This window comes from Caballeronia grimmiae, assembly GCF_022879615.1.
In the GTDB taxonomy this organism is placed as follows: domain Bacteria; phylum Pseudomonadota; class Gammaproteobacteria; order Burkholderiales; family Burkholderiaceae; genus Caballeronia; species Caballeronia grimmiae.
Genome location: NZ_CP084273.1, coordinates 623,205 through 647,390, shown reverse-complemented (window position 1 = coordinate 647,390; position 24,186 = coordinate 623,205). Strand labels below are relative to the sequence as shown.

Genomic DNA, 24,186 nt, shown 5'->3' with positions numbered 1-24,186 from the left:
CGACTCCTTGAGCCGATAGCGCAAAGATCCCGCTTTGCGGCGGCCTCGATCGGCAACATTTGCTGATGACGCGCCGCTAGCGACAAGGCGATGTACGAAGCCAAGTGAAATGGCCGAAACGGCTGTGGCCTCGCACCGCGCATTACGACGTGCAGCGGCTGCCCCTGCTGACTCAGGAATTCTCGACAACGCGCCGAAGCGCGTGCGCAAGCGACGCCGTATCGTACGGCTTGCGCAACAGCACGACGCCGTCGATCGGCGGTGCATCGTTCTGGCCCGTCGCGAAGATGACGGACAGGCCCGGTTGACGCTGGCGTGCGAGCAGTGCGAGTTCGTCGCCGGGAATGTCGGGCAGGCCGATGTCCGTCAGCAGGACATCCACGCCGTGTTTCTCGAGCAAGGCGAGCGCCGAATTCGAATCGGTCGCTTCGAGTACGACATGACCGAAGCTTTCGAGCAGTTCGACTGTGACGGCGCGAATGAGGTCATCGTCTTCGACATAGAGAATGCGCAGCGACGCCTCCTTGTGTTCACGCTCGGGTTCCGGACGCAACGGATGGCTGCGCTTGACCGACTCGTTGCCCAGCACGCGACGTATCTTGCGCGCAAGCGCCTCGCGCGAGTATGGCTTGCTCAGCAATTCGACGCCCGCATCCAGCCGGCCGCCGTGCACGATCGAGTTCTCGGTGTAACCGGAGGTGAACAGCACCGCAATGCCCGGAATGCGTTCCCTTGCCTTGCGTGCAAGTTCCGTGCTCTTCATCGTGCCGGGCATCACCACGTCCGTGAACAGCAAGTCGATATGCACGCCGCTTTCCACGATGGCGAGCGCGCTGATCGCGTCGTTGGCGCGTAACACGCGGTAGCCCAGATCGTTGAGCATGTCGATGACGGTGGCACGGACCTGTTCGTCGTCCTCGGCGACAAGCACGACCTCCGTGCCTCCTTCGGTAGCGCGCGAATCCGCCGCTACGGGCTGAACTTCTGCTTCGAGCGTGCGCGGCAGATAGAGCCTGACCGTCGTTCCGTGACCCGGCTCGCTGTAGAGCTTGATGTGTCCGCCCGATTGCTTGACAAAGCCATAGACCATCGATAAGCCGAGCCCCGAGCCCTTGCCTTCCGGCTTCGTCGAAAAGAACGGCTCGTACGCCTTGCTCATGACCTCGGGCGTCATGCCGCTTCCCGTATCGGTCACCGCGAGCATGACGTACTGGCCCGGTTCGACTTCCGGATGGCCATAGGCATACGTGTCGTCCAGCACGGCGTTGACGACTTCGATCGTCAGTTTGCCCTGGCCCTCCATCGCATCGCGCGCATTGATCGCCAGATTGAGGATGGCGTTTTCGAGCTGCCCGGGATCGACGAAGGTATTCCAGAGTCCGCCGCTCATGACCGTTTCGACTTCGATTGCGTCGCCGAGACTGCGCCGCAGCATGTCGTCCATTTCGGCGACGAGTCTCGCAAGGCGCACCGCCTTCGGTTCGAGCGCCTGCCGGCGTCCGAACGCAAGCAACTGACTCGCGAGCCGGCCGCCACGGTTCACGCCGGCCAGCGCCTGCTGCAAGCGACGTTCCGCTTTCTCGTTGCCCTGCACGTCCTTCGATAGCAACTGCAAGTTGCCTGATATCACCTGTAGCAGGTTGTTGAAGTCATGCGCGACGCCGCCGGTAAGCTTGCCGATCGTCTCCATTCTCTGCGACTGCTGCAACGCCAGTTCAGTTTGCCGCAGCGCTTCGGCCGCCGCCACGTCCGCGCTGATATCACGCCCCACGGCGTGAATGATGTCGTTATCGGGAACAGCGGTCCACGAAAGCGTGCAATAGCCGCCCTCGCGCCGGCGGAAGCGGTTCACGAACTTCAAGGTCCGGTTGCCGTCGGAGAGGCGCCGGACTTCATCGAGCGTCGCGGCGACATCGTCTGGATGAACGAGGCTCATGAAAGACTGCCCGATCAGTTCGACCGCCGTCCAGCCGAGCAGATCGGCCCACGCGGGATTGACGGATATGATCGACCCGTCGAGACCGGCGACGAGCATCAGATCGGTCGAAAGACGCCACATGCGCTCTCGGTCCGCCGCACTTTCAGCGACTTTCTGTTCGAGATCCTCGTTCACGCGCTCGAGAAAATGCGCCGCTGTCTTCTGATCGTGGATGTCCATGTTCACGCCGATCCATCGCGTGATCGCGCCGTCCGCGTTGCGAACCGGCAGCGCCCGGCTCAGGTGCCACCTGTACACGCCGTTGACCCCGCGCAGGCGCACTTCGCGTTCGAACGCCTCTTCCGCGCGGACTGCCTGGCTCCACAAGTCCAGCGCGCCGGTTACGTCGTCCGGGTGTGTCACGGTCGACCAGCCTTCATCGCGCAGGCTGCCTTCGGCCATGCCGGTGTACTGATAGCTTCGCTCGTTGATCCAGTCGATGCGTCCGCACGCATCCGCCGACCACACCTGACAGGGCAAAGCCTGAGCGAACGTGCGAAACCGCTCTTCGCTTTCGCGCACCGCTCGCTGCGCTTCGATGTGCGCGGTCACGTCATTGCCCTGCACGAACACGCCCAGAATCTCGCCCGCGGCGTCCCTCACGGGCTGATAGCTGAAGTCGAGATAGCGCGTCTCGCCCGCCATGCCCGCACTCCGGTTGAGCGTCAGCGGCTCCGCGAGACGCGCGGTAGGCACGCCTTCGAAGAAGGCCGCATCCAGCAGTTCGAAGAAGCCTTGACCCGCCACTTCGGGCAGCGCCTCCTTGACGGTCTTGCCGATGAGTCCGCGTTCCCCGACGAGTTCCATGTAGGCGGGGTTCGCCAGCTCGAACACGTGTTGCGGTCCCGTCATCATCGCGATGAAGCCGGGCGCCTGCTCGAACATGCGGCGCAGACGCTCGCGATCGTTCTGCAATGCACGTTTCGCACGGACCTTGCCGGTGGTTTCGACGACGATGGCCATCACTGCGACCGGCTGCCCCGACTCTCCGAAGATGGGCGAGTAGTCGAGGTTCATCCACACCTGTTCGGGCACGCCGTTACGATGCAGCGTCAGTTCCTGATCCTCGTATCGCAAGGTTTTGCCGCTGAGGCCGACTTTCATCACGTTATCGTTGAAGTCCGCGACTTCCGGCCAGCCTTGGCGAACATTCGAGCCGAGTAACACGGGATGGCGGCCCGCAGCGAAGCCCGAATAGGCGTCGTTGTATAGCATGACGCCCGGTTCACCCCATAGCGTGACGATGGGAACCGGCGACGACATGATGATCGACAGCGTGTTCTTCAGAATGGCCGGCCATGTCGCGATGGGGCCCAGCGGTGTGGCCGACCAGTCACGAGACGCGATGATTTCGGAACAGTTTCCACCTCCCGTCAAGAATGGCGGCATGACTTCGGTAGTTTTGGGAGGTGTCATCGAGGAGAGAAGGGGCGAAAAATCCGCAGGCGGGATAGTCGAACGATTGTACCTTTGCGTGGACTTCCCTCTTCAGACCCGGATTGAACAGGTGATTCGTCAGCACGAAAAAAAACCCCGCCGTTAATCACACGACGGGGCCTGACAAACGGCAATGCCGCTTACTTGCAGTGACGTTCCCAATGATGATGAACGCGGACCTTATGGCAGACCGCATGGTGATGCGATGCTGCGAAGGCGGGTGCAATAGCGAAGAACGTGGTGCCTGCAACGAGAGCGGCGAGAACGGCCTTTTTCATGACTTGGCAATGTGTGAAATGAAGGAGGTGTCATGCTAGCAGCGCGAGTTTACGGACTCTTTGCAACCACCACCGATATGAATGGACGCCGTCTTCGTGTGGCGCGCATCCCACATCATCTTTCTGACCGGCTCAAGAAATTACCGTGTGTAATGAGATGCCCCAGTGAATGCGCACGCGCGCACTCAACACACATCGCGCATTTACTTCCTTCGCAGCACTTGCCCCGCAGTACTTACGCAATATTCCGTAACCCGCACGACGCCGCTTAGCCGATTTCTTCGCAATTCTCCGTGCTTTAATCCGCGCTCCGATGCGTCGACAGATCGATCGGAGAGCCGGTCCGCGTCGCCGATGCATGCGAGCGGCGCGTCGACCGACGCACTAGCCATCCTGGAGAAACAGAGTGAAGAGATTCTTTATTGCCTCGAATGCGTTCAAGACGCTCACGGCGTTGACCGCGCTCGGCACCATTGCAAGCGCAGCGCATGCACAGAGCAGCGTGACGCTATACGGCCTCATCGACGCGGGCCTGACCTACACGAACAATCAAGGCGGATCGCACAACGTTCAAGCGACGAGCGGAGCGGTCAATGGCAGCCGCTGGGGCCTGCGCGGCGCGGAAGACCTGGGCGGCGGCCTCAAGGCGATCTTCACCCTTGAGAACGGCTTCAACATCATGAACGGCAAGCTCGGGCAGAACAGCCGTGAATTCGGCCGACAGGCTTTCGTCGGACTGTCGAGCAACGTCGCGGGCGCACTGACGCTCGGCCGTCAATACGATTCCGTCGTCGATTATCTCGGCCCGCTGGCTCTCACCGGCACGCAATACGGCGGCACGCAGGCAGCGCATCCGTTCGATAACGACAACCTCGACAACTCGTTCCGCATCAGCAATTCGGTCAAGTATCAAAGCCTGAACTATGCCGGCTTCAAGTTCGGCGGCCTTTACGGCTTCTCGAACGATGCGGGCGGCTTTGCAACGAACCGCGCTTATAGCGTCGGTGCGTCGTACAACTACGGTCCGTTGAACGTGGCGGCGAGCTACATGCAGTTGAACAACGCGGGCGCGACGCTGAACGCAAGCGGCGCGGTCAGCGATGACGCCACGTTCAGCGCAGCGCGTCAACGCACGTTCGGCGCAGGCATCAGCTATGCGTTCGGGCCGGCGCAAGCGGGCTTCGTGTTCACGCAAACGCGCCTCGACGGTGCAACGGGCATTGGCGCATCGGCATCGGGCACGACCAGCGGCATCACGCTCGACGGCGGCAGCGCGCGCTTCACCAACTATGAATTGAACGGCCGCTACAACCTCACGCCCGCATGGTCGCTGTCCGGTGCATACACGTTCACCGACGGCCATCTCGATGGCGTCGATCCGAAGTGGAATCAGTTCAGCCTGCAAACCGCTTACGCGCTGTCCAGGCGTACCGACGTCTATCTCCAAGGCGTGTATCAGCACGTGAGCGATGTGGGCGATTCCGGCATCAACGCTGCGATCAACGGACTGTCTGCCTCGTCGTCGAATAGTCAGGTGTCGGCAACGGTCGGCCTGCGCCATCGCTTCTGATGCGATTGATCTCGTAACACCGTGAGCAAGAGCGGGCGCATCGCGCGAGAGGCGATGCGCCCGCTTCCCCATCATCGAACACATGTCAACGATGACAATCGCCCCGGAAAGCCTCGCGCAGATTCGCGAACTCAACCTCGCCTATCTGCTGCTCGCACGACGCCTGCTCGATGAGGACCGCATCATGGCTGTGTACCGGCTCGGGCTGGACGATACCGCCGCGCGCATCCTGTCGGCGTTGACGCCCGCGCAAACGCGACGCCTCGCCGAATCGACCGAACTCGTCTGGCAATTGCGGCTCAACGATGTCACGACGCTCAGCGCACTGGTCGATAGCGATCAACGCAAGCCGCTCTCGCATCTTCATGTTTCGATCGTCCTCGGAGAAGAAGCGTGCAAGCGCAGGTCATGAACGCTAGTTCCGCGCGCGCGCCTGTCGCAGGCAAGAGCATCGTGGCGGAAGTGCGAGAAATCAAGCTCGCCGAAGAACTCATCCGGCTCGGCGCGCGGCTGCAATTGCTCGAAGCGGAAACGACTCTCTCGCGTGACCGGCTGCTGAAGCTCTACAAGGAAGTCAGAGGCGTATCGCCGCCCAAGGGCATGCTGCCCTTTTCGGCCGACTGGTTTCTCACGTGGCGGCCCAATATTCATTCGTCGCTCTTTCATTCGATCTTTCGTAACGTCCGCCCGCTCGTCGCCGGGACCGACGCACGCGCGACGCTGCGTGCGCTCATCGAGAGCTATCGGCTTTATCTTCAGACGGTGGGCGCGCATGGCGAAGAGGCCGTGCTGTCTTTCACGAGGGCTTGGACGCTGTCGCGCTTCTTCGATGCAGGCGTGCTGCATCTCAACACATGCACGCGCTGCGGCGGCCGCTTCATCGGGCATGCATGCGATGACTTCACATGCGGTCTGTGCCAACCTCCATCGCGAGCGGGCAAGACCGTTTGATCGCGCAAGACGGGTAAGGATTCGAAAGGATCGACAGCCTCAAGCGCGTCGGGCATGCGCCGTTATGCCGGACTGGCAAAACGTCTTTCGAAGAGGCACACGATGCAGATCGGCAGTTCGACTCCATCCCCTTATGCGGGCATGACTGACATGCCCCCGCGACGCGACACCGACGCCGACGCCATGAAACAGCCGACCGCACCGGACACGGTCACGGCACGGGCAGTCGAACCAGCACCGGTAGCGACAGAGGCGGCGGCCTCGTCGGTCAGGCAGTTCGCATCGGGCGCGCTCGGCCTCGATAGCCCCGGCACATCCAGCGACGACACCAACGCGTTTTATACCGCCGGCAAGTGGGTCGCGGCGGCAGTCACCGTTGGCAAGATCGTTTCGCTATTTATCTGATGGTCCGGAAAGATTCGATAACATCCGGAAAGAACCTCGTCACCCGTAACGCTTCTCGCCGCATTGATTGCGGATGTGCTGAGCGAACATATCGATGCACGCTGCGTGAACCCTTTCATCGCACGCAGCGGCTTTTCAACGATAAACGTCCAGGCTCATGCACGCTCATACTCATAGAAAGTCTCTCCATTCTTCATTGCATGCCGTGCTCGCCGGCTTCGCGCTCATGCTGCCCATGTTGCACGCATCGGCGGAAGAGTTGCCGGATGTTTGCTCCGCACTGAAGTCCATCGTCGCGGCCGAATCCTTCGCGACGCTTGGCAAGAACGCCGCGCTGATGCCCGCTGGATCGCCCGGTCAAGGCACATGCCGCGGCAGCCGCCATGTCTACGATTGCCGCTGGAAGGCGCACTGGGGCGCCGATGGCGTAGTCGCCGATCCGCTGCAGGAACTCGGCGCGGATATCGCCGCATGCTTTCCCGATGTGCGCCATGACGTCAACACCGGGACGCGCCAGCACTTCATCGTGCGCGACGAAACGGCAAGGCATGCTGTGAGTCTGACCGCGAGCATCGACGGTCCTTCGTCGCTGCGTCTGCGCGTAGTGCGTTAAGTCGACACGATGCGCACAACCGGCATGCTCACGCACGCGCTGCGGCGATCCATACGATGCGTTGCAATCGCCGTATGCGCGAGCGTATCGTCCGGTTGCACGTGGACGCTCCTCACCGCCGCCGATACCGCGGGCTCACTGGTTCAGGCGGGCATGTCGGTCGCATCGAAGTACTCGTCGCCGAACTACGTCATGGGTGCGCCCGCCTCGCTGCGATCCATCTGCATCGAACTGAACCAGACGATGCCCGCCGGCGATATCGTCCCCGTGCTGCAGATAGCGTTGCAGCGTCGCGGTGTCAATTCGATGGTCTATAACCCCGGCACGTCGCCGCCCGGCTGCGAAGCGATGCTCGTCTATGCAACGACCACGAGCTGGGGCAATCCGAGCTTCAGCGACGATCCCGAAGCGTATCTGTCCGCCATCGACCTGACCTTGTTGCGTCAGGGGCACGTACTCGTGACGGCGCGTTATCAGGCGCATGGTTACACGCTCGATCGCTTCTCGAGCGCGCAGCAAAAAGTGGATGCGCTCGTCGACAAGATGGTGGCGTCGCGCGGGCCGTAGTTCCTTTCCGTGCCTTTCACAAGGCAAGACTTGCCCGCAGGCGATGCTATTCTGGCCCGGCCTCTGGATACGTCCTCGTTTCCGGCTCGTTTTGCGGGCGCAGACGAGCCGGTCTTTTTCGAGCGATGGCGTCTAATGCACGAGCTTGGCGCGCAGCATGGCGATATCGCTCTGCCCGAGCGCCAGACCGCGCGTGAGATATTCGTTCAATGTGCCGAAACGGTTCTGAAGTTCATCGAAAGCTGATTCGATGGTCGAACTTAGCGCCTGATGCAGCGGCGCGACAGCAAGCAGCGGCACGCCCACGCGCGCCGCATGCGCCGACATGCGCGCCGCAATCTGCGCCTCCGCCGCGACGTTCGTCACCAGATAGTCCTGAATGATCACATCGAGCGGCACATCGGCGATGGCAAGAATCAGCGCCGCCGCCCAGCCCGTTCTGTCCTTGCCCGTTGCGCCGTGCACGACTTGCCGCCCCGCCGTGCGTGCGAGCCGCGTCAGCAACGCGCCGAACTGTGCGCGCGCCGTCGCATCAGCGATCATCTGGCGCTGATGGTCGATCATCCATGCGAGTGCGACCGCGGCATCCGTGGGACGCTCAGCGGTTATGTCGATGGGCGCGATCTCATGCGTCTCGCGCAATACGCCCTCAGGCACGCGATCCGGCGTGACCGTGGCTTCGTTCAACGTGCGCAGATCGTGGATCGTAACTAGCGATAGATGCTGGATCGCGATCAGGTCCGCATCGTCCGCATTCATCGCGCCGGAACGATAGAACACGCCGCGCCGCACGCGACGGCCATCGGCTGTGGGATAGCCATCGCCCGTGCCGGCCATGTCGCGGAAGTTTTCTATCGACGTCAAGCGCGGCGCTTCGGGCACGGCGGCGCTGTCGCTCGCGCCGCCGCACGCGGAAAGCAGGCTCGTGCCCGCGCCAGCGAAAAGCATGGCGCTCGCACTGCTGCGCAAGAAGCGACGGCGCGACGACGAAACCGATAAGGAAGAGAGGGACATAGGTTTTGTTCTTATGATCGAAGCGACCGCGCACGCGCATCTGGGTCAGGCAAGATGATGCGCACGATCAGCCCGCCGCCCGCCGCGTTGCCGATTTCGCATCTTCCATCTAGTTCGCGCGCGAGCCTTGCGACGATCGCCAGTCCGAGGCCGCAATGACCGTCGCCGCTGCGCGCCGGATCGAGCCGGACGAACGGCCGCATCGCATCTTCAATACGCTCGTCGGGAATGCCGGGGCCGTGATCGCTTACTTCGATGAGCCATGCATCGGCGAGGCGCGCGGTACGAATCTCGACTGGCGGTTCGCCATGTTCGAGCGCGTTGTCGACGAGGTTCGTCATCAACCGGTCGATTACTGTGCGCGGCAGGCAGAACGCGTCGCCCGCTTCGAGCGCGAGCGAGAACAATGCATTGCCGCCATCGTCGGGCGCGGGAAACTGCTCGGCGATGAACGCATCGACATGGCTTACCGATGTATCCGCCGGCGCGCGTGCGGCGAACTCGAGAAACTGCTGCACGATGCGCGTCAACGAGTCGATATCGCGCAGCGTGTCCTTGCGTCCGCTCGAAGCGTCGTCCTGTTGCACGGTTGCGCGCAGGCGCAGACGCGTGAGCGGCGCTTTCAGATCGTGCGCGACGCCCGCGAGCATCACGGTCTTGTCGTCCTCGGCGTCTGACACGCGGCGCATCATCCGGTTGAAAGAGCCGATGAGTTCGCGCAACTCGCGCGGCCCCTTCTCTTCGACGGGCGCGGGACGCTCGCCATCGCCGAAGCGTCGGGCGGTCTGTGCGACGCGTGCGAGCGGACGCTGCAATTGCCACGTCGCAATCAGCGACAGGAGAACGGCCCCGAGCAACATGACGACCGACTCTGCGACGAACGGCGCGGGATGCGGCACGTCGATCGGGGTGACGATCCAGAAGCTGCTCGACGGATAGCGCACCCACAGGCGCGACATCGCGTTCGCATCGGTATCGACCGCGATGCGCGTGCCGGCGGGAAGCCCTTCTTCCAGCTGCCGCGCGAGATGCGCGTGACGCGTTCCGGCGGGCGCATGCAATTCGACAGGCTTCGGCATGTTCCACACCGGCACCGTATGCACGCGCATCGCGCGAGCGAGGCGGCCATCGAGCGCGGCATCGCTATGTGCCGCTTCGAGTACGAGCAGCAAGCCGCGCGCATAGCCATCGGCTTCGTTACGTTTTCCCTGATTCATCAGGATGGCGAACCATCCGCCCTGCACGATCAACAACACGACGATCGATATGAGCGCCGTGCGGCCGAAGAGCGTGTTGCAGACGCCCGCCGCCTGAAGACGCAGCCACCGGACCACCGCCTGCACACGCATCAGACCACGCGCGAGTCGAATGCGGCGCCGTCGACATCGGGCACGAACACATAGCCCTGACCTCGCACGGTCTGCACGTGACGCGGACTCGAAGGATCGTCCTCGATGATGCGGCGCAGCCGCCAGATCGGCACGTCGAGTCCGCGATCGCGAAACGAGAGATCGTCGCCGCGCAGCAGATCATGGATGAGCACGCGCGAAAGCACCTTATACGGATGCTTCATGAAGATCTTGAGCAGCGCGAACTCGCTGTCGCGCAGCGCGATGCGCTCGTCGCCATCGACCAGCGCACGCGTCACGAAATCCAGTTCGAAGCGGCCGACGCGTTCGCGCGCGCACGGCTCGGGACGGCTCGGCACGCTCGCGCGACGGCGCAGTACGGTCTCGATGCGCGCGAGCAGCTCGCGCGGATCGAAGGGCTTCGCGAGGTAATCGTCCGCGCCCGCCTGGAGACCCGCAATCTTGTCGTTCACGTTCGTGCGGCCAGTGAGCAGGATCACCGGGATATCGTCGCCGTTTGCGCGCAACATCCGCAACGCGCGCAGGCCATCGGTATTCGGCATCATGATGTCGAGCACGACAATGGAAGGCCGCTCCAGTTCGAGCCGATGCGCGAGCCCACTGCCGTCATGCAGCACGGACACCTGTACGCCGCGTTCGTGCAGGAACTGGCGCAGCAGGTCGCGCACCACGGAATCGTCGTCGACAATGAGAACCGAAATAGCCATCCCGAAATTGTAATGGCGAGCCTGTAAAACAGGCCTCTCTTCTAATAAGCAATGACATTACGGATTCTTACGAGGGCTCACAGGAAGTCACCGGGAAAGAATCGGAAAGCTTTTCGTATCGCGATTTGCATAGTGCCGCGCATAGAATGCGGCCCATGACTCAACATGTATTGATAGTCGATGACGACCCCGTGGTGCGCGACCACGTACGCGAATATCTGCAAAGCCACGGCTTCGCCGTGTCGGTGCTGCACGATGGCGCGGCGCTGAAGCGCAGCATCGAAGCCGAGCGTCCGTCGCTCATCGTGCTCGACGTGATGATGCCCGGCAAGGACGGCATCAGCGCACTGCGGGAACTGCGCAGTACCGGCGAGGACGTACCGGTGATTTTGCTGACCGCTCGTTCGGATGTGATCGACCGCGTGATCGGCCTCGAACTCGGCGCCGACGATTATTTGTCGAAACCGTTCGATCCGCGCGAGCTGCTCGCCCGCATACGCTCGGTCCTGCGGCGCCGTCATGTCGATGCGCCGGGCGCGCCGGAGATGCGGCCCGCCTATCGCTTCGGCCCGTTCGAAATCGACTTCACCGCACGCGAGTTGCGCCGCGACGGTGCGCGGCTGCCGCTGCGTTCTGCGGAGTTCGCGTTGCTCAAGATTCTCATCCGGCACGAAATGGTCGTGCTGACGCGCGCGCAACTCAACGAACGGATGCGCGGCAACAGCGCGAACCGCGATCGCAGTCTCGACGTCGCCATCTGGCGGCTGCGGCGTCTCATCGAAACAGACCCGTCCGAGCCGCGCTATGTGCAGACGGTGTGGGGACGCGGCTATATCTTCGTGCCGCATGGCGATCCGGGCGCAGCCGAGCACGCGCCGCCCTTGTGACGCCCGCCTGAATCAAAACGTGAGCACGCTCATGAAGAGGCGCTGAAGCCAGCCCATCGTGGTCGAATCCGCGAGCATGCCCACGCCGACCTGTTCGATACGTGCGTTCGCCACCTTGTTCGATGCGACGTAGTTACCTGCTTCGACATCCTTAGGATTGACGATGCCAGAGAAGCGCATGCGGCCCTGATTGCCGCCCATCGCAATGATCTTGTCGCCCGCGACCACCAGATTGCCGCCGGGCAAGGTGCCGATGACCGACACCGCGAGCGTGCCGTCCATCGCGCTGATGCTCGACGTGCTGCCCGAACCGTTGAAGCTCGTCGATGCCGAGCCTACGTTGAAGAGCCGCGCAAGCCGCGCCGCTGCGCCGGTGCTCTTGTCGGCGGCCTCGGCGCTGATCGAGCTGTCGCGGCTCGCTTTCGCATCGGCGGAATTGCTGCCCCGATAGGACTCTGACAGGCGAATCGTAAGCACGTCCCCCACTTTTTGCGCGCGCGGCGTTTCATAGAGCGAGTAGGCGCTGCCTGTCTGGAAGATTGCGCCTTGCGTGTTGACGTTGACGGGTTGCGAGACGCTCGGTGCGAAAGTCGGCATCTCGACGATCGAACGCGAAGACGACGACGTGGACGAGCACGCGCATAGCGCCAGCGCCGCGCATGCCGAAAGCGCGATTCTCATGATGTGATGTTCCTGTTCAGGGCGTATCCGCGGCAGCCGCACGCCATTGTTCGGTGAGTCGCGCGAGCCACGCTTCGTGGTCTTTCAGGCGATAGATGACGCGCGCCGTCGTTGCGCCCGCATTCGCTTCGAGCGTGATCGTGCTTGCGGCGTTTTCCCAGATGTATCGCGTATAGCCGTGCTCGCGCTTGACGCGGCTCGCGCCGTACTTCGATGCGAGCGCATCGGCGAAATCGCTGGCCAGGTGCGCGTCGAACACGAAGGACATGCGATAAAGAAGCGGCTCGCTTTCGCCTGGCATCGCGGCGAAGCGCATCACGTGATCGAACGACGGCGCACAATCGACGACCGCCTGCGATGGACGCCAGCCTTCCTGCGTCCGATGCGCCCACTTGCACGCGATGGACACGCCATGCGGATCGCTCAGTTCCATGCCGAGCGAAGCGGCTTCGGGGTCCGTCGTGCAGATCGCGAGACTGCCGGCCGGAAGCGCGCGTGCATGTTCGTGGCGACGGAAGTCATCGAGCGATACGCCCAACTGCAGGCCGCGAAACGCGTAAGGTTTTTCTGCGTGCGCGAGCACCGGCAGCATGAGCGTTGCAATGACGGCGCGCGCCGCAATGCGTCGAAAACGATTGTGCATGTCAGTCGATCGCGGCGGCGCAGGCATCGAAAGGCGTCGCCGCTGCATGACCGACGACGGGCACGATCTTCAGCGTCGCGGATGTCAGGCGGCATGGCAGCGCGGCGACCGCGCAAGCATCGAGCATGAAGGGGCATGCGGCGGCAATCGCGAGCAGCAGCGCGGATTTGATGCGCGTTTGCATGAATCGCTCAGGCCGTAGTGTCGATGGTGGCCCCGAGATGCGCGGGATTGGACGGCTTGGCTGGCGCTGCCGGTGACGTCGCGGGGCTGGCGCCGGTGGCGGCGTTCTGGCCGCGCTTGATAGGCAGCGTCGATGCGCTTGCCTGCGGCGCGTGTGTGGCGAGTGGATTGGTGACGTTCATCGTGTGCGCTCCTGTGCGAGAAAGCCCTAAAAAAGGGACCATCGCATTGTGGCGTTGCGCACGGTCACGCGATCGCGCGATGTGATTGCGCTTTTCGCCGCTGCTTACCAGCGGTTACAGCGCGTTAGAAATGATGCGTAGCGCCCTTTCCCCCCGCGACGCATTCTTGTCTACCTTGCAAAATGCTGTCGAAAGTTTCTATAGTGATCGGATGCGTCCGGGTTCCAGACATCGACGGAATCACGCGCCGCACACCCGGACACGGACAAAGGTGATGACATGCGCATTCGACACTGCCTGATGGGCGCTGCTGCCGCACTCGCCGTCGCGACGGCATCGGCGCACCACGGATGGAGTTCCTACGACGTCTCGAAGACGGTGAAGATCGAGGCCCCGCTAGTCGATGTTCAGTATCGCAATCCGCACGTGGAAGCGGCGATCGACTATCAGGGTGCGCGCTGGAATGTCGTGCTGGCTCCGGTGAGCCGCATGGAGTCGCGTGGTCTGCCGAGAGATTCGTTAGCGGCGGGCAAGGTCGTCAGCATCGAAGGCTATCCGCGTTCGGATGGAACGCATGAATTGCGCGCTGAACGCATTACGCTGGATGGCAAGACAGTCGAACTGCGTTAGCAATGGAGCTGGCCACTTCAGCGGCCTCGCTCGCGGCGTCTGTAGAAGCGTCGGCTTTTGCGTTATGGATTCGCAGTTCGCCGTGGGCGTATCCCCTCGTCAATCTCATTCATTTGCTTGGACTGACGCTCCTGATCGGGCCTATCGGCTTACTCGATCTGCGCTTGCTTGGCTTCGGCCGGCGATTCCCGATTGCCGCAGTGTCCGACGCACTCACGCCCTATGCGGCGACTGGTCTCGTGTTGCTGATCGCAAGCGGCGCAATGCTTTTCTGTGCGGATGCGGTCCCGCTGCATCGCAATGCCTTGCTGCAAGCGAAGCTGTGCTGCATCGTGCTCGGGCTGATCAACGCATTCGCGTTTCGCCGCATCTGGTCGAGGCGGCTCGTCGACTGGGACCAGCAGCCGCCGTTGACCGGGCGCGTGCAGGCGGCGCTGTCCTTGCTATTGTGGCCATCGGCGGGCGTGCTGGGGCGGCTGCTCGCTTATCAATGACGGTATCGCTTGCTCACTGCGCGAGATGATCCGCGAGGCGTGTCAACATGGCATCGCAGGCGTGGAGTTGTTCGATGGTCACGAACTCATCGGGCTTATGGCCCTGGTCCATGCTGCCCGGCCCGCATACGACCGCAGGAATGCCCGCCTGATCGAACAAACCGCCTTCCGTGCCGAACGCCACGGTGCCGAATTCGTTCGACCCGCAAAGCTGCGCAAGAAGACGCGCTGCATCGCTTTCAGGCGATGTCGCCAATCCCGGGTACGCAGATAGCGGCTGCAAACGAATGCCGGTATCGGGCTTGACCGCGCGCATCCGTGGAACGAGTTCCGCCTCGGCGTAGTCTTGCAGATGATGGGCGACCTCATTTGCATCGAAGCCCGGCAGCGCGCGCACTTCGAAGTCGAACTCGCATTCCTCGGGCACGATGTTCAGCGCCCGGCCACCCTTGATCACACCGGTCTGCACAGTCGAATATGGCGGATCGAATCGCTCGTCATGAGGCTGCGGATGCGCGAGCTGCTCGCCAATTACCTCCAGACGATTGATGAGACGCGCTGCATATTGAATGGCATTGACGCCATACGGCGCATACGCCGAATGACAGGCGGCGCCCTTCACGTGACAGCGCATCGCGAGCTTGCCTTTGTGACCGAGGACTGGCTTGAGTTCGGTCGGCTCGCCGATAAGGCAAAGCACGGGCTTATGCGGTCGCTTTTCGAGTTCGGCGAGCATGGGACGTACGCCCAGGCAGCCCACTTCTTCATCGTATGAGAAAGCGAGATGCACGGGCAAGCGCAAGTCACGTCCGGCGAAATGCGGCACTGCTGCCAGCACCGACGCAATAAAGCCCTTCATATCGGCGGCGCCGCGTCCGTATAAACGGCCTTCGTGCTCGCTCATGCGAAACGGTTCGACCGTCCACGCCTGACCGTCGACCGGGACGACATCCGTATGACCCGACAGCACGATGCCGCCACGATCGCGCGGACCGATGGTCGCAAAGAGATTCGCCTTGGTGCGAGCGTCGTTATAGAACAACTCACTCTCGACGCCATGTTGTTTCAGATAATCGCGGATGAACGCGATCATCTCGAGGTTCGAATCGCGGCTGACCGTGGCAAAGCCGATGAGTTTTTCGAGCAGCGCACGGCTCGACGAGTCATTCATCGCCCGGCACTCCATAGCTCGGCGCGGCGGTCGGATTCAATGCGCGCGTGATGTAGTCCTGCATCTGCGGCGCATAGGCTTGCCATAGAACTGCGAGCTTGCCGATGGGGTCGTCATCGGCCCAGTCGATGCGCAAATCGACGATAGGCCAGACCTGATCGCCCACGATCCTCAGTGCAGCCGAATGCACCGGCCCTGCCTCCCCGCCCATCTCCATTGCAGCACGCATCGCGGCAAGCAGCCGGTCCGCAAGCGCGCCCGATGTGCGTTCGAATGCAGGCGTCATCGCTCCTATCACGTCGATGCTGGTCAGCATATTGCCGGCCGCGACGCATTGATTGCCTGCCACCGCGTGGTTGATTCCGAGTGCCTGCTTGCCGCTAAAGAACGCGGTGCGGCCTCGCGCGTCGAGCGCGGTGACTTGCCGATAATCGCTATACGCGTCTGTTCCCAACGCACGATCGAGCGCAACGGAAGGATCCATTTCGCGGTCATTCAGATGATCGAGAATCAAAGGGCCAAGCGCGGGCAGCGTCACGTTCTGCGTCGCTACCGCACCGACATTCGCGCGCAGCCATGGACACCGCGCACCGACCGCGATGCTCGAAGAACTGATGGCAATGCCAAGCTGCCCCGTCTTTTCGCAACGTCCGGCAATCGAGAATGTCATCTACGCTCCTTTACGCGGAAGGCCGCGTCCATCCATCGGGAATGACCGCAATTACATCGATTTCCATCAGCCATTCCGGCTGGCCCAATGCTACGACGACGAGTCCGGTCGAAATAGGAAACACGCCCTTTAGCCATTTCCCGACTTCACGATACACAGGTTCGCGATAGCGCACATCGGTAAGGAACGTCGTCGTCTTCACGATGTGGGACATATCGCTGCCCGCTTCTTCCAGCAACTGCTTGACGTTCTTCATCGCCTGCTCGGCCTGCGCACGCGGATCGCCGAGACCAACGAGATTGCCTTCGAAGTCCGTGCCGATCTGACCTCGCACATAGACCGTATTGCCCGCGCGTACGGCCTGGCAAAGATCGTTATCGAGCGTCTGATTGGGATACGTATCCTTCGTATTGAACATGCGTATACGGGTGTGCGTGGGTTGGCTCATCAATACACCTTTTCTTGGGACTCAGTTAAATCGCTTCGCTGACTTTCAGCGCGGGTGCATCGCCTGGCTCTTTCATTTGGGCATCGTAGTAAGCGAGATACTTGCGCTGCGTGACGATGTGATCGGCAATGTGCTTCGCGTCGTGCCACACGCCCCAGATGAACGCGGAACCGCGCCGCGAGAGCCACGGCAAACCCAAAAAATAGACGCCGGGTTCCTTCGACACCCCGCGCTGATGCTTCGGCTTTCCTTTCTCGTCGAATGCGTCCACTTGCAGCCAGCCGAAGTCGACCGCGTAGCCCGTCGCCCAGATGATCGACGTGACATTCGCCTGCGCCAGATCGAGCCCGAGAATGGGTTGCGTCACACACGGCGGATCGGACGGAATATCGCGCGCGTGCGGCTCTTGCGGAAGATCGAGCCCGTTGCGCCGAGCATAAGCGTCGGCTGCGTCCAGTAGCGAGAGATAGTTCTCGTCGCCACGCCGGATGTTGTCCGCAAGGTCAGGCTGAAACGTGGCGATGCCGTCATCGAATGCCTTCGTGAGGCCGACGAGCGTCACGCTCTGATGCGCGAGACGCCTGAAATCGACGGTATGCCCGCCGCGCGCACCGCTCACGGCGATGGTCACGTGCTCCTTGCCCGGCCGCATGACTTCCGCATCCCATTCTCCAAGCACGCCGAGCCACCAGCAAAAGTCGCGTCCGCGATACGCGCGTGGCGGGCGATCATGCGGCCCCACGGACAAATAGACTTGCCTTCCCGCACGCTGCAATTCATCGGCAATTTGAACGCCCGACGAGCCCGCGCCCACGACGAGCACCGCGCCTTCGGGCAATTGCTGTGGATTGCGATAGTCGGCGGAGTGAATTTGAGTGAGTCGCGTGTCTCGTGGCGCAATCGGCGGAATGACCGGGCGCTGAAAAGGACCCGTCGCGACGACGACTCGGTTTGCTTCAACCGTGCCGTCAGATGTCTCGACCGTGAAGCCGGGACGCCCTGAGTTGCGCACCACTTTCTTCACTTCGACGCCCGTGCGGATCGGCGCATCGAACTTCTTCGCGTATGCGACGAAATACTCCGCCACCTGATCCTTCGACGCAAAGCCGTTCGGGTCGAACTCGCCGAACTCGAGATTAGGGAAACGGTCGTGCCAGGCCGGCCCGTTGGCGACGAGCGAATCCCAGCGTCCTGTGCGCCAGCGCTCCGCAATGCGGGCGCGTTCGAGCACGAGATGCGGAACGCCCGCTTTGCTCAAGTGCTCGCTCATCGCAATGCCGGCCTGACCGCCGCCCACCACCAGCGTATCGATCGACGTAGTTTCCACTGTCATGGCTATGTCCCTTAGGAAAGCAGATTCGTATGCGTGGCAATCTACGCGTCCCGCGAGGATTCGAAAAATATATAAAAAAAATGCCGAGCATCGGATTTGCCTATGCAAGGAATTTTGAGCACCGCAGAATGAAGCTGATCGAACATGGAGTCATCGGCGATGGAAAGCCACCCTTTGCGCTACTCACTGCGCCAGTTACGCTATTTCGTCGTCACCGCCGAAGCATTGTCATTCACGGCTGCGGCCAAGCGGCTGCATATCTCGCAGCCGTCCATCTCGACGGCGCTCGCGGATTTGGAAGTGTCTTTTGGCGTGCAGCTTTTTATCCGGCATCACGCAAGCGGCCTGTCGCTCACGCAAGCAGGACGCGATCTCCTCGGGCAAGCGCGCAATCTTCTGAAAATTGCGGAAGAACTGCAGATGGCCGCGAAAGAACTGGACGGCGGCATGACGGGAGCGATCACGCTGGGCTGTCTGGTTTCACTCGCGCCGCCGCTCATGCCGGGCCTCATCAGCCGCTTCACTGAAGAGCACGCGGGCATATCCTTTCGAACCGTCGAGGCACACCAGGATGCGCTGTTGAGCGGCTTGCAGGACGGCTCGCTCGATATTGCGCTGACCTATAGCCTCGACATGACGGAAGACATCGCCTTTACGCCGCTGCTGTCGCTGCCGCCTTACGCCATCCTGCCGAGGACACATCGACTCGCGCGTGCGCGCAAGGTCTCGCTTGCCGATCTGCTGCCGGAGCCTTACGTCATGCTCGATTTGCCGCACAGCCGCGAGTATTTCGCCGCCCTCTTCGATGCGGTCGGCAGCCGCCCGGTGCCCGCGTTCCGCTCTTCGCAGCCCGAGGTCGTGCGCGGCATGGTGGCCAACGGACTCGGCTATAGCCTGCTGAACTTTCCGCTCAAATCCAATCGCACAGTGGATGGCGAAGAGTTCGTGATTAAACGTTTCAAGGACAGCGTCAACGCGACGACGCTGGGCATAGCCCAATCGCGCACGATGAAGCCGAGACAGGTCGTGCACCGGTTTGCGTCGTTCTGTGAGAACTACATCCGGCGCTTGCGTCTGGAAGCCTGAGACGCGCCGGCAACTCATTGACTTTGTATGCCTGTATAGCCAAAAACTTTGCTTTGTATCCGAAAACAATATTTTGGCTGGAAATTTGGCTTGATAGATTGATGACCATGTTGGAGCGCGATGCAGAAGCCTTGCGTCGGCGCGCTCTCTATGCAATGAAAGAAGGAGGGCTTTATGGCTGACCCGGCAGGCAGGAATACACTGCAAGCGCTCGTCGATGAACTGCGCACCGGTTGCGAACGATCATTCGGTGATGCGCACGCGATGCCGCCGGGCGTCTATACGTCCCCCGACTTTCTCGCGCTGGAAGAGCGCGACATCTTCGCGCAAGAATGGCAATGCGTGGGCCGCGCAAGCGCGCTCAAAGCGGCTGGAGACTATCTGACGGCGCGTATCGGCGAGCAGCCCATCGTCGTGTTGCGCGACGAGGACATGCGACTGAAGGCCATGTCTAACGTGTGCCTGCATCGCATGTCGGTGCTGTTGGAGGGACGGGGCAATGTACGCCGCATCGTCTGTCCGTATCACGCATGGAACTACTCGCTCGATGGCGCATTGAAGGGCGCGCCGCTGATGGACCGGCAAGCGGGCTTCTGCAAGGAAAGCTATAAGTTGCCGCAGATTCGCTGCGAGGAATGGCAAGGATGGATCTACGTGACGCTCGCTCAAAGCGCCCCGCCCGTCCATACGCAGCTCGCAAAGCTGAATGAACTGATCGATGCATACGGCATGTCCGATTACATCGAGACGTTCCATGAAGAACACGTGTGGAACACCAACTGGAAGATCCTCGCGGAAAACTTCATGGAAAGTTACCACTTGCCAATGCTTCATCGCGCGACGGTCGGACCGCATTCGAAGCTGGAAGAAATGGAATGCCCGCCTGGCTATCCCGCGTTCAATTATCACTGGATCACCAAAGAGGCGAGCTTGCCCATTGGCAATGCGCATCCTTCCAACACGCGGCTGACCGGACACTGGCGCAAGACGACTGCGCTGCTTGCCATCTATCCGACGCATCTGATCACGCTCACGCCCGGTTATTTCTGGTATCTCGTGCTGCAGCCGCAAGGCGTCGGGAAAGTGCATATCCGTTTTGGCGGCGGGCTCGCGCCTGAATTCATTGCCGATCCCGAAGCCAATGCCCATATGGCGACGCTCAAGCAATTGCTCGACGAGGTCAACGCCGAAGACAGGCGCGGCGTCGAAGCCGTATTTCGCGGCGTGCATGCCCCGCTTGCGAGGCCAGGGCAACTGAGTCATCTCGAACGGCCCAATTACGACTTCGCGCGCTATCTGGCAAGCAAGATCGGCGCGCATTGAATATCGCATCAAAGACAGGACGCAATCACGATGTCAGACCCTTCCTTCATCTCGTTCTCGGGCGTGAGCAAATCGTATGACGGCGCGAACTATGTCGTCGACGATCTGAACCTCGACGTGCGCAAGGGAGAATTCCTGTCCTTGCTCGGGCCGTCGGGATCGGGCAAGACGACCACGCTGATGATGCTGGCGGGATTCGAATCGCCCACGCATGGCGAGATTCGTCTGGACGGCAAGCGGCTGGACGACAAGCCGCCGCATCAGCGCGATATCGGCATGGTGTTTCAAAACTACGCACTGTTTCCCCATCTGACGATTGCCGAGAACGTCGCGTTCCCCCTCTCTGTGCGGCGCATCAGCCGCGCCGAGCAGAAAACTCGCGTGAAGCGTGCGCTCGAGATGATCGAACTGCCGCATCTCGCGAATCGTCGCCCCTCGCAATTGTCGGGCGGACAGCAGCAGCGCGTCGCGCTGGCGCGTGCGCTCGTGTTCGAGCCGAGCGTCGTGCTGATGGATGAACCGCTCGGCGCGCTCGACAAGCGCCTGCGCGAAACGATGCAATACGAAATCATGCGGCTGCATCGCGAGTTGTCGCTAACCATCGTCTATGTGACGCACGATCAGGCCGAAGCCCTCACGATGTCCGACCGCGTCGCCGTGTTCTCCGATGGCCGCATTCAGCAAGCCGCGACGCCCAGCGAACTGTATGAAAACGCGCAGAACGCCTTCGTCGCGAACTTCGTCGGCGAGAACAACGGACTGACCGGACGCGTGGTCGGCGTCGATGAACCGTGGGCCACGCTCGCGCTATCGGATGGCAGCACGATTCGCGGCCGCTACGAGCACGGCCTGCGCGCCGGCGACGAGGCCATGCTCGCGCTGCGCCCCGAACGCGCCCATATTCCGGATGCCGAGGGCACGCACGTGGATCAGCACTGCAACGTCGTGCGCGCACGCGTCGACGAGCTCGTGTACTGCGGCGATCATCATCGCGTGCATCTGACGCTGGGTTCGCGCGATGCGATCGTCGTCAAGGTGCCGAACACGCAACGGCATGCACTGCCCGCACCCGGCGATGTGATTCAGGTCGCCTGGCGGCACGACGACTGCAAGATTCTCGCGGCAGCCGCGCCACGCAGCGCACCCGCCATTCAATCCCCCACCGCGCCATCACCTTCCATCATCACGACCGCACCAGCAGGAGCCAACTGACATGCGCACTCATATCAAAGCACAATGCGCCGCACTCGCCGTACTCGCTTTTGCCACCGTCACGACGCAAGCAGCAGAAACGCTGTCCGTTGTGACCTTTGGCGGCGCTTTCGAAGCCGCTGCAAAGAAGGCCTGGTTCGATCCGTTCACGCAATCGACGGGCGTCACGTTCTCGACCGAATCGTATGACGGCGGTCTCGCCAAACTGTCGGCCATGGAACAGGCGAAGAACACGACATGGGACCTGATGGACCTGGAAAGCAACGACGCCATCACCGCTTGCGATGAAGGCTTGCTCAAGAAGATCGACAAGAATTCGCTTGGCAAGACGAGCGATTTCATTCCCGGCTCGATCACGGATTGCGCGGTCGCGAGCATGGTGTGGTCCACCGTCTATGCCTACGACACGAGCAAGCTCAAGACCGCGCCAACGACCGTCAACGACTTCTTCGACTTGCAGAAATTTCCCGGCAAGCGCGGGCTGCGCAAGTCGCCAAAGGTGGCGATGGAATGGGCGCTGATCGCCGACGGCGTCGATCCCAAGGACGTGTACAAGGTGCTCGGCACGCCCGCCGGCGTCGATCGCGCGTTCAAGAAGCTGGATACGATCAAGAAAAACATCGTGTGGTGGGAGTCGGGGGCGCAAGCGCCGCAGCTTCTCGCGGACGGTGCCGTCGTGATGGTGCAGGCCTATAACGGCCGCATCGACGACGCCGTCAAGCGCGACCAGAAGCCCTTCAAGGCGGTATGGGACGGGCAGCTCTACGACTTCGAATGGTGGGGCATTCCCGCCGGCGCCAAGCATGCGGATACGGCCGCGAAGTTCATCGTATCGCAGGCACAGCCGAAGGCGTCGGCCGATCTCTCGAAGTACATCGCATATGCGCCGCCGCGCAAGGACGCGATTCCGCTCGTCGACAAGCAACGTCTCGCCGACCTGCCCACTGCGCCCGACAACTTCAAGCGCGCGGTGCAGGTTAACGCGAGCTTCTGGGCCGACAACGCGGATGCGATCAACAAGCGCTTCCAGGCGTGGTTGACGCAGTAACGGCCCTGTAGAACGAGAGTCCATCTTGACCGTGACCACTCATCTGCACGCATCGGCCCAGGGCGCTCCGACCGGAGCCGCGGGCCGTGCGTCCTATCAGAAGGCCCAACGGCGCGCATCCATGCAGGCCTTGATGCTTGCGTTGCCGTTGATCGTGTTTCTGCTGTCGACATTCATCGCGCCGATTGCGCTGCTGCTCGCACGCAGCGTGCAGAATCACGAAGTGCCCGACAGCATGCCCGCGCTCGCGCGCGCCCTCGATGCGTGGGACGGTCACGGCGTGCCGGACGAGCGGACGTTCGCATTGCTCGCGTCGGGCCTCGCGCAGGCACGCGAGAGCGGACAGCTCGGCAATGTGGCGCGCCGGCTCAACTTCGCGCAGCCCGAGTTTCGCAGCCTCTTGATGCGCACGGCGCGCGGCATTCGCGACGATGCTTCGCCCGCGTGGAAGCCCGCATTGATCGGCATGGACGAGCGATGGAACTCGCCCGAAATATGGCGTTTGCTCAAACGTGCGGCCGCATCGCCGACGCCGGATTATCTGCTTGCCGCCGTCGATGCGGAAGTCACGCCGCAAGGCGCGATCGCATCGGTGCCGTCGAATGCGGCGGTATATCGCGATGCGTTCACGCGCACCATCTCCATCAGCGCAACGGTCACGCTGCTATGCCTTGTGCTCGGCTATCCCGTTGCGTGGCTGCTCGCGAATCTGCCCGCGAAAAGCAGCAACCGCCTGATGCTTTTCGTGATCGTCCCGTTCTGGACGTCCCTGCTCGTTCGCACGACCGCATGGTACGTGCTCTTGCAGCCGGGCGGCGTCATCAATAGCGTATTGACGGGGCTCGGCATCGCGACGCATCCGGTGCCGCTCATCTTCAATCGCACCGGCGTGCTGATCGGCATGACACACGTGCTCCTGCCGTACATGATCCTCGCGATCTACTCGGTGATGAAGAGCGTTTCCCCCGTCTACGTGCGCGCGGCGAAATCGCTCGGGGCGCATCCGTTCACGGCTTTCATGCGCGTGTACGTGCCGCAGACACTGCCCGGCGTCGGCGCGGGATGCTTTCTGGTATTCGTGCTCGCGCTCGGTTACTACATCACGCCCGCGCTGCTCGGCGGTGCAGGCGACGAGATGATCAGCCAGCTCATCGCGATCCAGACCAACACGCAACTGAACTGGGGGCTCGCGGGCGCGCTGTCTGCGTACCTCGTGATCTTCACGGCGATCTTCTATTTCCTGTTCAACCGCATCGTGGGCATCGACCGTCTGCGCTTCGGCTGAGGCACTCGCATTCGAAGGAA

General features: G+C 61.9%; 27 protein-coding genes. 15 read left to right on the top strand and 12 right to left on the bottom strand.

All coding sequences use genetic code 11. From position 1 onward, the window contains the following. Positions 1-172: 172 nt before the first annotated feature. A complete protein-coding gene (locus LDZ21_RS22245; RefSeq protein ID WP_244796129.1) occupies positions 173-3,241 on the bottom strand; it encodes a hybrid sensor histidine kinase/response regulator in 3,069 nt (1,022 codons plus the stop codon). On the opposite strand from LDZ21_RS22245, the gene LDZ21_RS22240 reads away from it, so the two are divergent. The 7 genes from LDZ21_RS22240 to LDZ21_RS22210 all read left to right on the top strand — a co-directional run bounded on the left by LDZ21_RS22240 (position 3,240) and on the right by LDZ21_RS22210 (position 7,799). Continuing rightward, entirely contained in the window at positions 3,240-3,521 is a 282-nt protein-coding gene (locus tag LDZ21_RS22240) for a hypothetical protein (protein ID WP_244796128.1), read from the top strand. The two genes, LDZ21_RS22245 and LDZ21_RS22240, sit on opposite strands and share 2 nt — an antisense overlap. A gap of 593 nt (positions 3,522-4,114) precedes the next feature. Beyond that, on the top strand, positions 4,115-5,263 hold the full coding sequence (locus LDZ21_RS22235) for a porin (RefSeq protein WP_483305611.1): 1,149 nt from the start codon (positions 4,115-4,117) through the stop codon (positions 5,261-5,263). Between the two features lie 82 nt (positions 5,264-5,345). Then, complete coding sequence (locus tag LDZ21_RS22230; protein ID WP_244796127.1) at positions 5,346-5,675, top strand: flagellar transcriptional regulator FlhD; 330 nt, start codon at positions 5,346-5,348, stop codon at positions 5,673-5,675. Beyond that, positions 5,672-6,214, top strand: coding sequence for a flagellar transcriptional regulator FlhC (gene flhC / locus LDZ21_RS22225; RefSeq protein WP_244796125.1), 543 nt, complete (start codon positions 5,672-5,674; stop codon positions 6,212-6,214). The genes LDZ21_RS22230 and flhC overlap by 4 nt, the downstream gene beginning before the upstream one ends. A gap of 102 nt (positions 6,215-6,316) precedes the next feature. Beyond that, positions 6,317-6,619, top strand: a complete 303-nt coding sequence (locus LDZ21_RS22220; protein ID WP_244796123.1) for a hypothetical protein — start codon at positions 6,317-6,319, stop codon at positions 6,617-6,619. A gap of 226 nt (positions 6,620-6,845) precedes the next feature. Beyond that, positions 6,846-7,232, top strand: a complete 387-nt coding sequence (locus tag LDZ21_RS22215) for a hypothetical protein (protein ID WP_244796122.1) — start codon at positions 6,846-6,848, stop codon at positions 7,230-7,232. Between the two features lie 9 nt (positions 7,233-7,241). Further along, positions 7,242-7,799, top strand: coding sequence for a hypothetical protein (locus LDZ21_RS22210; RefSeq protein ID WP_244796121.1), 558 nt, complete (start codon positions 7,242-7,244; stop codon positions 7,797-7,799). A gap of 132 nt (positions 7,800-7,931) precedes the next feature. On the opposite strand, the gene LDZ21_RS22205 is transcribed toward LDZ21_RS22210, so the two are convergent. From LDZ21_RS22205 to LDZ21_RS22195, 3 genes are all read right to left on the bottom strand, one after another. Beyond that, a complete protein-coding gene (locus tag LDZ21_RS22205; RefSeq protein WP_244796120.1) occupies positions 7,932-8,747 on the bottom strand; it encodes a tyrosine-protein phosphatase in 816 nt (271 codons plus the stop codon). A gap of 77 nt (positions 8,748-8,824) precedes the next feature. Next, positions 8,825-10,162 (bottom strand): ATP-binding protein, encoded by a 1,338-nt coding sequence (locus tag LDZ21_RS22200; protein WP_244796118.1) that lies wholly within the window; start codon positions 10,160-10,162, stop codon positions 8,825-8,827. Then, positions 10,162-10,890 (bottom strand): response regulator, encoded by a 729-nt coding sequence (locus LDZ21_RS22195; protein WP_244796117.1) that lies wholly within the window; start codon positions 10,888-10,890, stop codon positions 10,162-10,164. Before LDZ21_RS22195 ends, LDZ21_RS22200 begins: the two co-directional genes overlap by 1 nt. A 155-nt stretch (positions 10,891-11,045) precedes the next feature. Here LDZ21_RS22195 and LDZ21_RS22190 point away from each other — a divergent pair, with 155 nt between their 5' ends. Continuing rightward, positions 11,046-11,777: a response regulator gene (locus LDZ21_RS22190; protein WP_244796115.1), complete on the top strand. Its 732-nt coding sequence runs from the start codon at positions 11,046-11,048 to the stop codon at positions 11,775-11,777. Between the two features lie 12 nt (positions 11,778-11,789). Here the strand turns inward: LDZ21_RS22190 and LDZ21_RS22185 are convergent, their stop codons facing one another. Genes LDZ21_RS22185 through LDZ21_RS22170 form a run of 4 tightly spaced genes read right to left on the bottom strand, consistent with a single transcriptional unit; the run spans position 11,790 to position 13,466 of the window. Further along, on the bottom strand, positions 11,790-12,458 hold the full coding sequence (locus LDZ21_RS22185; RefSeq protein WP_244796113.1) for a flagellar basal body L-ring protein FlgH: 669 nt from the start codon (positions 12,456-12,458) through the stop codon (positions 11,790-11,792). Between the two features lie 16 nt (positions 12,459-12,474). Then, the gene (locus LDZ21_RS22180) at positions 12,475-13,101 is read right to left on the bottom strand and encodes a hypothetical protein (protein ID WP_244796111.1); all 627 of its coding nucleotides are present in this window, start codon (positions 13,099-13,101) and stop codon (positions 12,475-12,477) included. 1 nt (position 13,102) lies between these two features. Beyond that, positions 13,103-13,285 (bottom strand): DUF6726 family protein, encoded by a 183-nt coding sequence (locus LDZ21_RS22175; RefSeq protein ID WP_244796756.1) that lies wholly within the window; start codon positions 13,283-13,285, stop codon positions 13,103-13,105. A gap of 7 nt (positions 13,286-13,292) precedes the next feature. Then, positions 13,293-13,466 carry a hypothetical protein gene (locus LDZ21_RS22170; RefSeq protein ID WP_244796109.1) on the bottom strand — a complete coding sequence of 58 codons (174 nt, stop codon included), beginning with the start codon at positions 13,464-13,466 and terminating at the stop codon, positions 13,293-13,295. Positions 13,467-13,745: 279 nt separating this feature from the next. On the opposite strand from LDZ21_RS22170, the gene LDZ21_RS22165 reads away from it, so the two are divergent. Together LDZ21_RS22165 and LDZ21_RS22160 are read left to right on the top strand one after the other, a co-directional pair. Beyond that, on the top strand, positions 13,746-14,096 hold the full coding sequence (locus LDZ21_RS22165; protein WP_244796107.1) for a DUF6152 family protein: 351 nt from the start codon (positions 13,746-13,748) through the stop codon (positions 14,094-14,096). A 2-nt stretch (positions 14,097-14,098) separates the two neighbouring features. Further along, positions 14,099-14,590, top strand: a complete 492-nt coding sequence (locus LDZ21_RS22160) for a DUF6644 family protein (protein WP_244796106.1) — start codon at positions 14,099-14,101, stop codon at positions 14,588-14,590. 13 nt (positions 14,591-14,603) lie between these two features. Here the strand turns inward: LDZ21_RS22160 and argE are convergent, their stop codons facing one another. The 4 genes from argE to LDZ21_RS22140 are packed head-to-tail and all read right to left on the bottom strand — an operon-like array spanning position 14,604 to position 18,212. Continuing rightward, positions 14,604-15,761 (bottom strand): acetylornithine deacetylase, encoded by a 1,158-nt coding sequence (gene argE / locus LDZ21_RS22155; protein ID WP_244796104.1) that lies wholly within the window; start codon positions 15,759-15,761, stop codon positions 14,604-14,606. Then, the gene (locus LDZ21_RS22150; protein ID WP_244796102.1) at positions 15,754-16,431 is read right to left on the bottom strand and encodes a DUF1028 domain-containing protein; all 678 of its coding nucleotides are present in this window, start codon (positions 16,429-16,431) and stop codon (positions 15,754-15,756) included. Before LDZ21_RS22150 ends, argE begins: the two co-directional genes overlap by 8 nt. Positions 16,432-16,441: 10 nt before the next feature. Beyond that, entirely contained in the window at positions 16,442-16,879 is a 438-nt protein-coding gene (locus tag LDZ21_RS22145; protein WP_244796100.1) for a RidA family protein, read from the bottom strand. Positions 16,880-16,904: 25 nt separating this feature from the next. Beyond that, positions 16,905-18,212: a flavin-containing monooxygenase gene (locus LDZ21_RS22140; RefSeq protein ID WP_244796098.1), complete on the bottom strand. Its 1,308-nt coding sequence runs from the start codon at positions 18,210-18,212 to the stop codon at positions 16,905-16,907. Positions 18,213-18,371: 159 nt separating this feature from the next. On the opposite strand from LDZ21_RS22140, the gene LDZ21_RS22135 reads away from it, so the two are divergent. The 5 genes from LDZ21_RS22135 (at position 18,372) to LDZ21_RS22115 (ending at position 24,166) form a co-directional block, all read left to right on the top strand. Continuing rightward, positions 18,372-19,298 (top strand): LysR family transcriptional regulator, encoded by a 927-nt coding sequence (locus tag LDZ21_RS22135; protein WP_244796097.1) that lies wholly within the window; start codon positions 18,372-18,374, stop codon positions 19,296-19,298. Positions 19,299-19,472: 174 nt separating this feature from the next. Then, positions 19,473-20,621, top strand: a complete 1,149-nt coding sequence (locus tag LDZ21_RS22130) for an SRPBCC family protein (protein WP_244796095.1) — start codon at positions 19,473-19,475, stop codon at positions 20,619-20,621. Between the two features lie 30 nt (positions 20,622-20,651). After that, the gene (locus LDZ21_RS22125; protein WP_244796094.1) at positions 20,652-21,833 is read left to right on the top strand and encodes an ABC transporter ATP-binding protein; all 1,182 of its coding nucleotides are present in this window, start codon (positions 20,652-20,654) and stop codon (positions 21,831-21,833) included. Position 21,834: 1 nt separating this feature from the next. After that, positions 21,835-22,881, top strand: a complete 1,047-nt coding sequence (locus tag LDZ21_RS22120; protein ID WP_244796092.1) for an ABC transporter substrate-binding protein — start codon at positions 21,835-21,837, stop codon at positions 22,879-22,881. A 43-nt stretch (positions 22,882-22,924) separates the two neighbouring features. Further along, positions 22,925-24,166: an ABC transporter permease gene (locus LDZ21_RS22115; protein ID WP_244796719.1), complete on the top strand. Its 1,242-nt coding sequence runs from the start codon at positions 22,925-22,927 to the stop codon at positions 24,164-24,166. The last annotated feature ends 20 nt before the right edge of the window (positions 24,167-24,186 follow it).

Excerpts from the sequence above, each read along its gene's own strand:
- LDZ21_RS22190 (WP_244796115.1), top strand. The coding sequence starts at position 11,046 with ATGACTCAACATGTATTGATAGTCGATGACGACCCCGTGGTGCGCGAC.
- LDZ21_RS22185 (WP_244796113.1), bottom strand. The coding sequence starts at position 12,458 with ATGAGAATCGCGCTTTCGGCATGCGCGGCGCTGGCGCTATGCGCGTGC.
- LDZ21_RS22150 (WP_244796102.1), bottom strand. The coding sequence starts at position 16,431 with ATGACATTCTCGATTGCCGGACGTTGCGAAAAGACGGGGCAGCTTGGC.
- LDZ21_RS22160 (WP_244796106.1), top strand. The coding sequence starts at position 14,099 with ATGGAGCTGGCCACTTCAGCGGCCTCGCTCGCGGCGTCTGTAGAAGCG.
- LDZ21_RS22205 (WP_244796120.1), bottom strand. The coding sequence starts at position 8,747 with ATGCTTTTCGCTGGCGCGGGCACGAGCCTGCTTTCCGCGTGCGGCGGC.
- LDZ21_RS22130 (WP_244796095.1), top strand. The coding sequence starts at position 19,473 with ATGGCTGACCCGGCAGGCAGGAATACACTGCAAGCGCTCGTCGATGAA.
- flhC (WP_244796125.1), top strand. The coding sequence starts at position 5,672 with ATGAACGCTAGTTCCGCGCGCGCGCCTGTCGCAGGCAAGAGCATCGTG.
- LDZ21_RS22175 (WP_244796756.1), bottom strand. The coding sequence starts at position 13,285 with ATGCAAACGCGCATCAAATCCGCGCTGCTGCTCGCGATTGCCGCCGCA.
- LDZ21_RS22220 (WP_244796123.1), top strand. The coding sequence starts at position 6,317 with ATGCAGATCGGCAGTTCGACTCCATCCCCTTATGCGGGCATGACTGAC.
- LDZ21_RS22125 (WP_244796094.1), top strand. The coding sequence starts at position 20,652 with ATGTCAGACCCTTCCTTCATCTCGTTCTCGGGCGTGAGCAAATCGTAT.
- LDZ21_RS22240 (WP_244796128.1), top strand. The coding sequence starts at position 3,240 with ATGATGATCGACAGCGTGTTCTTCAGAATGGCCGGCCATGTCGCGATG.
- LDZ21_RS22230 (WP_244796127.1), top strand. The coding sequence starts at position 5,346 with ATGTCAACGATGACAATCGCCCCGGAAAGCCTCGCGCAGATTCGCGAA.
- LDZ21_RS22145 (WP_244796100.1), bottom strand. The coding sequence starts at position 16,879 with ATGAGCCAACCCACGCACACCCGTATACGCATGTTCAATACGAAGGAT.
- LDZ21_RS22215 (WP_244796122.1), top strand. The coding sequence starts at position 6,846 with ATGCTGCCCATGTTGCACGCATCGGCGGAAGAGTTGCCGGATGTTTGC.
- LDZ21_RS22195 (WP_244796117.1), bottom strand. The coding sequence starts at position 10,890 with ATGGCTATTTCGGTTCTCATTGTCGACGACGATTCCGTGGTGCGCGAC.
- LDZ21_RS22245 (WP_244796129.1), bottom strand. The coding sequence starts at position 3,241 with ATGTCGTCGCCGGTTCCCATCGTCACGCTATGGGGTGAACCGGGCGTC.
- LDZ21_RS22120 (WP_244796092.1), top strand. The coding sequence starts at position 21,835 with ATGCGCACTCATATCAAAGCACAATGCGCCGCACTCGCCGTACTCGCT.
- argE (WP_244796104.1), bottom strand. The coding sequence starts at position 15,761 with ATGAATGACTCGTCGAGCCGTGCGCTGCTCGAAAAACTCATCGGCTTT.
- LDZ21_RS22180 (WP_244796111.1), bottom strand. The coding sequence starts at position 13,101 with ATGCACAATCGTTTTCGACGCATTGCGGCGCGCGCCGTCATTGCAACG.
- LDZ21_RS22170 (WP_244796109.1), bottom strand. The coding sequence starts at position 13,466 with ATGAACGTCACCAATCCACTCGCCACACACGCGCCGCAGGCAAGCGCA.
- LDZ21_RS22210 (WP_244796121.1), top strand. The coding sequence starts at position 7,242 with ATGCGCACAACCGGCATGCTCACGCACGCGCTGCGGCGATCCATACGA.
- LDZ21_RS22140 (WP_244796098.1), bottom strand. The coding sequence starts at position 18,212 with ATGACAGTGGAAACTACGTCGATCGATACGCTGGTGGTGGGCGGCGGT.
- LDZ21_RS22135 (WP_244796097.1), top strand. The coding sequence starts at position 18,372 with ATGGAAAGCCACCCTTTGCGCTACTCACTGCGCCAGTTACGCTATTTC.
- LDZ21_RS22165 (WP_244796107.1), top strand. The coding sequence starts at position 13,746 with ATGCGCATTCGACACTGCCTGATGGGCGCTGCTGCCGCACTCGCCGTC.
- LDZ21_RS22200 (WP_244796118.1), bottom strand. The coding sequence starts at position 10,162 with ATGCGTGTGCAGGCGGTGGTCCGGTGGCTGCGTCTTCAGGCGGCGGGC.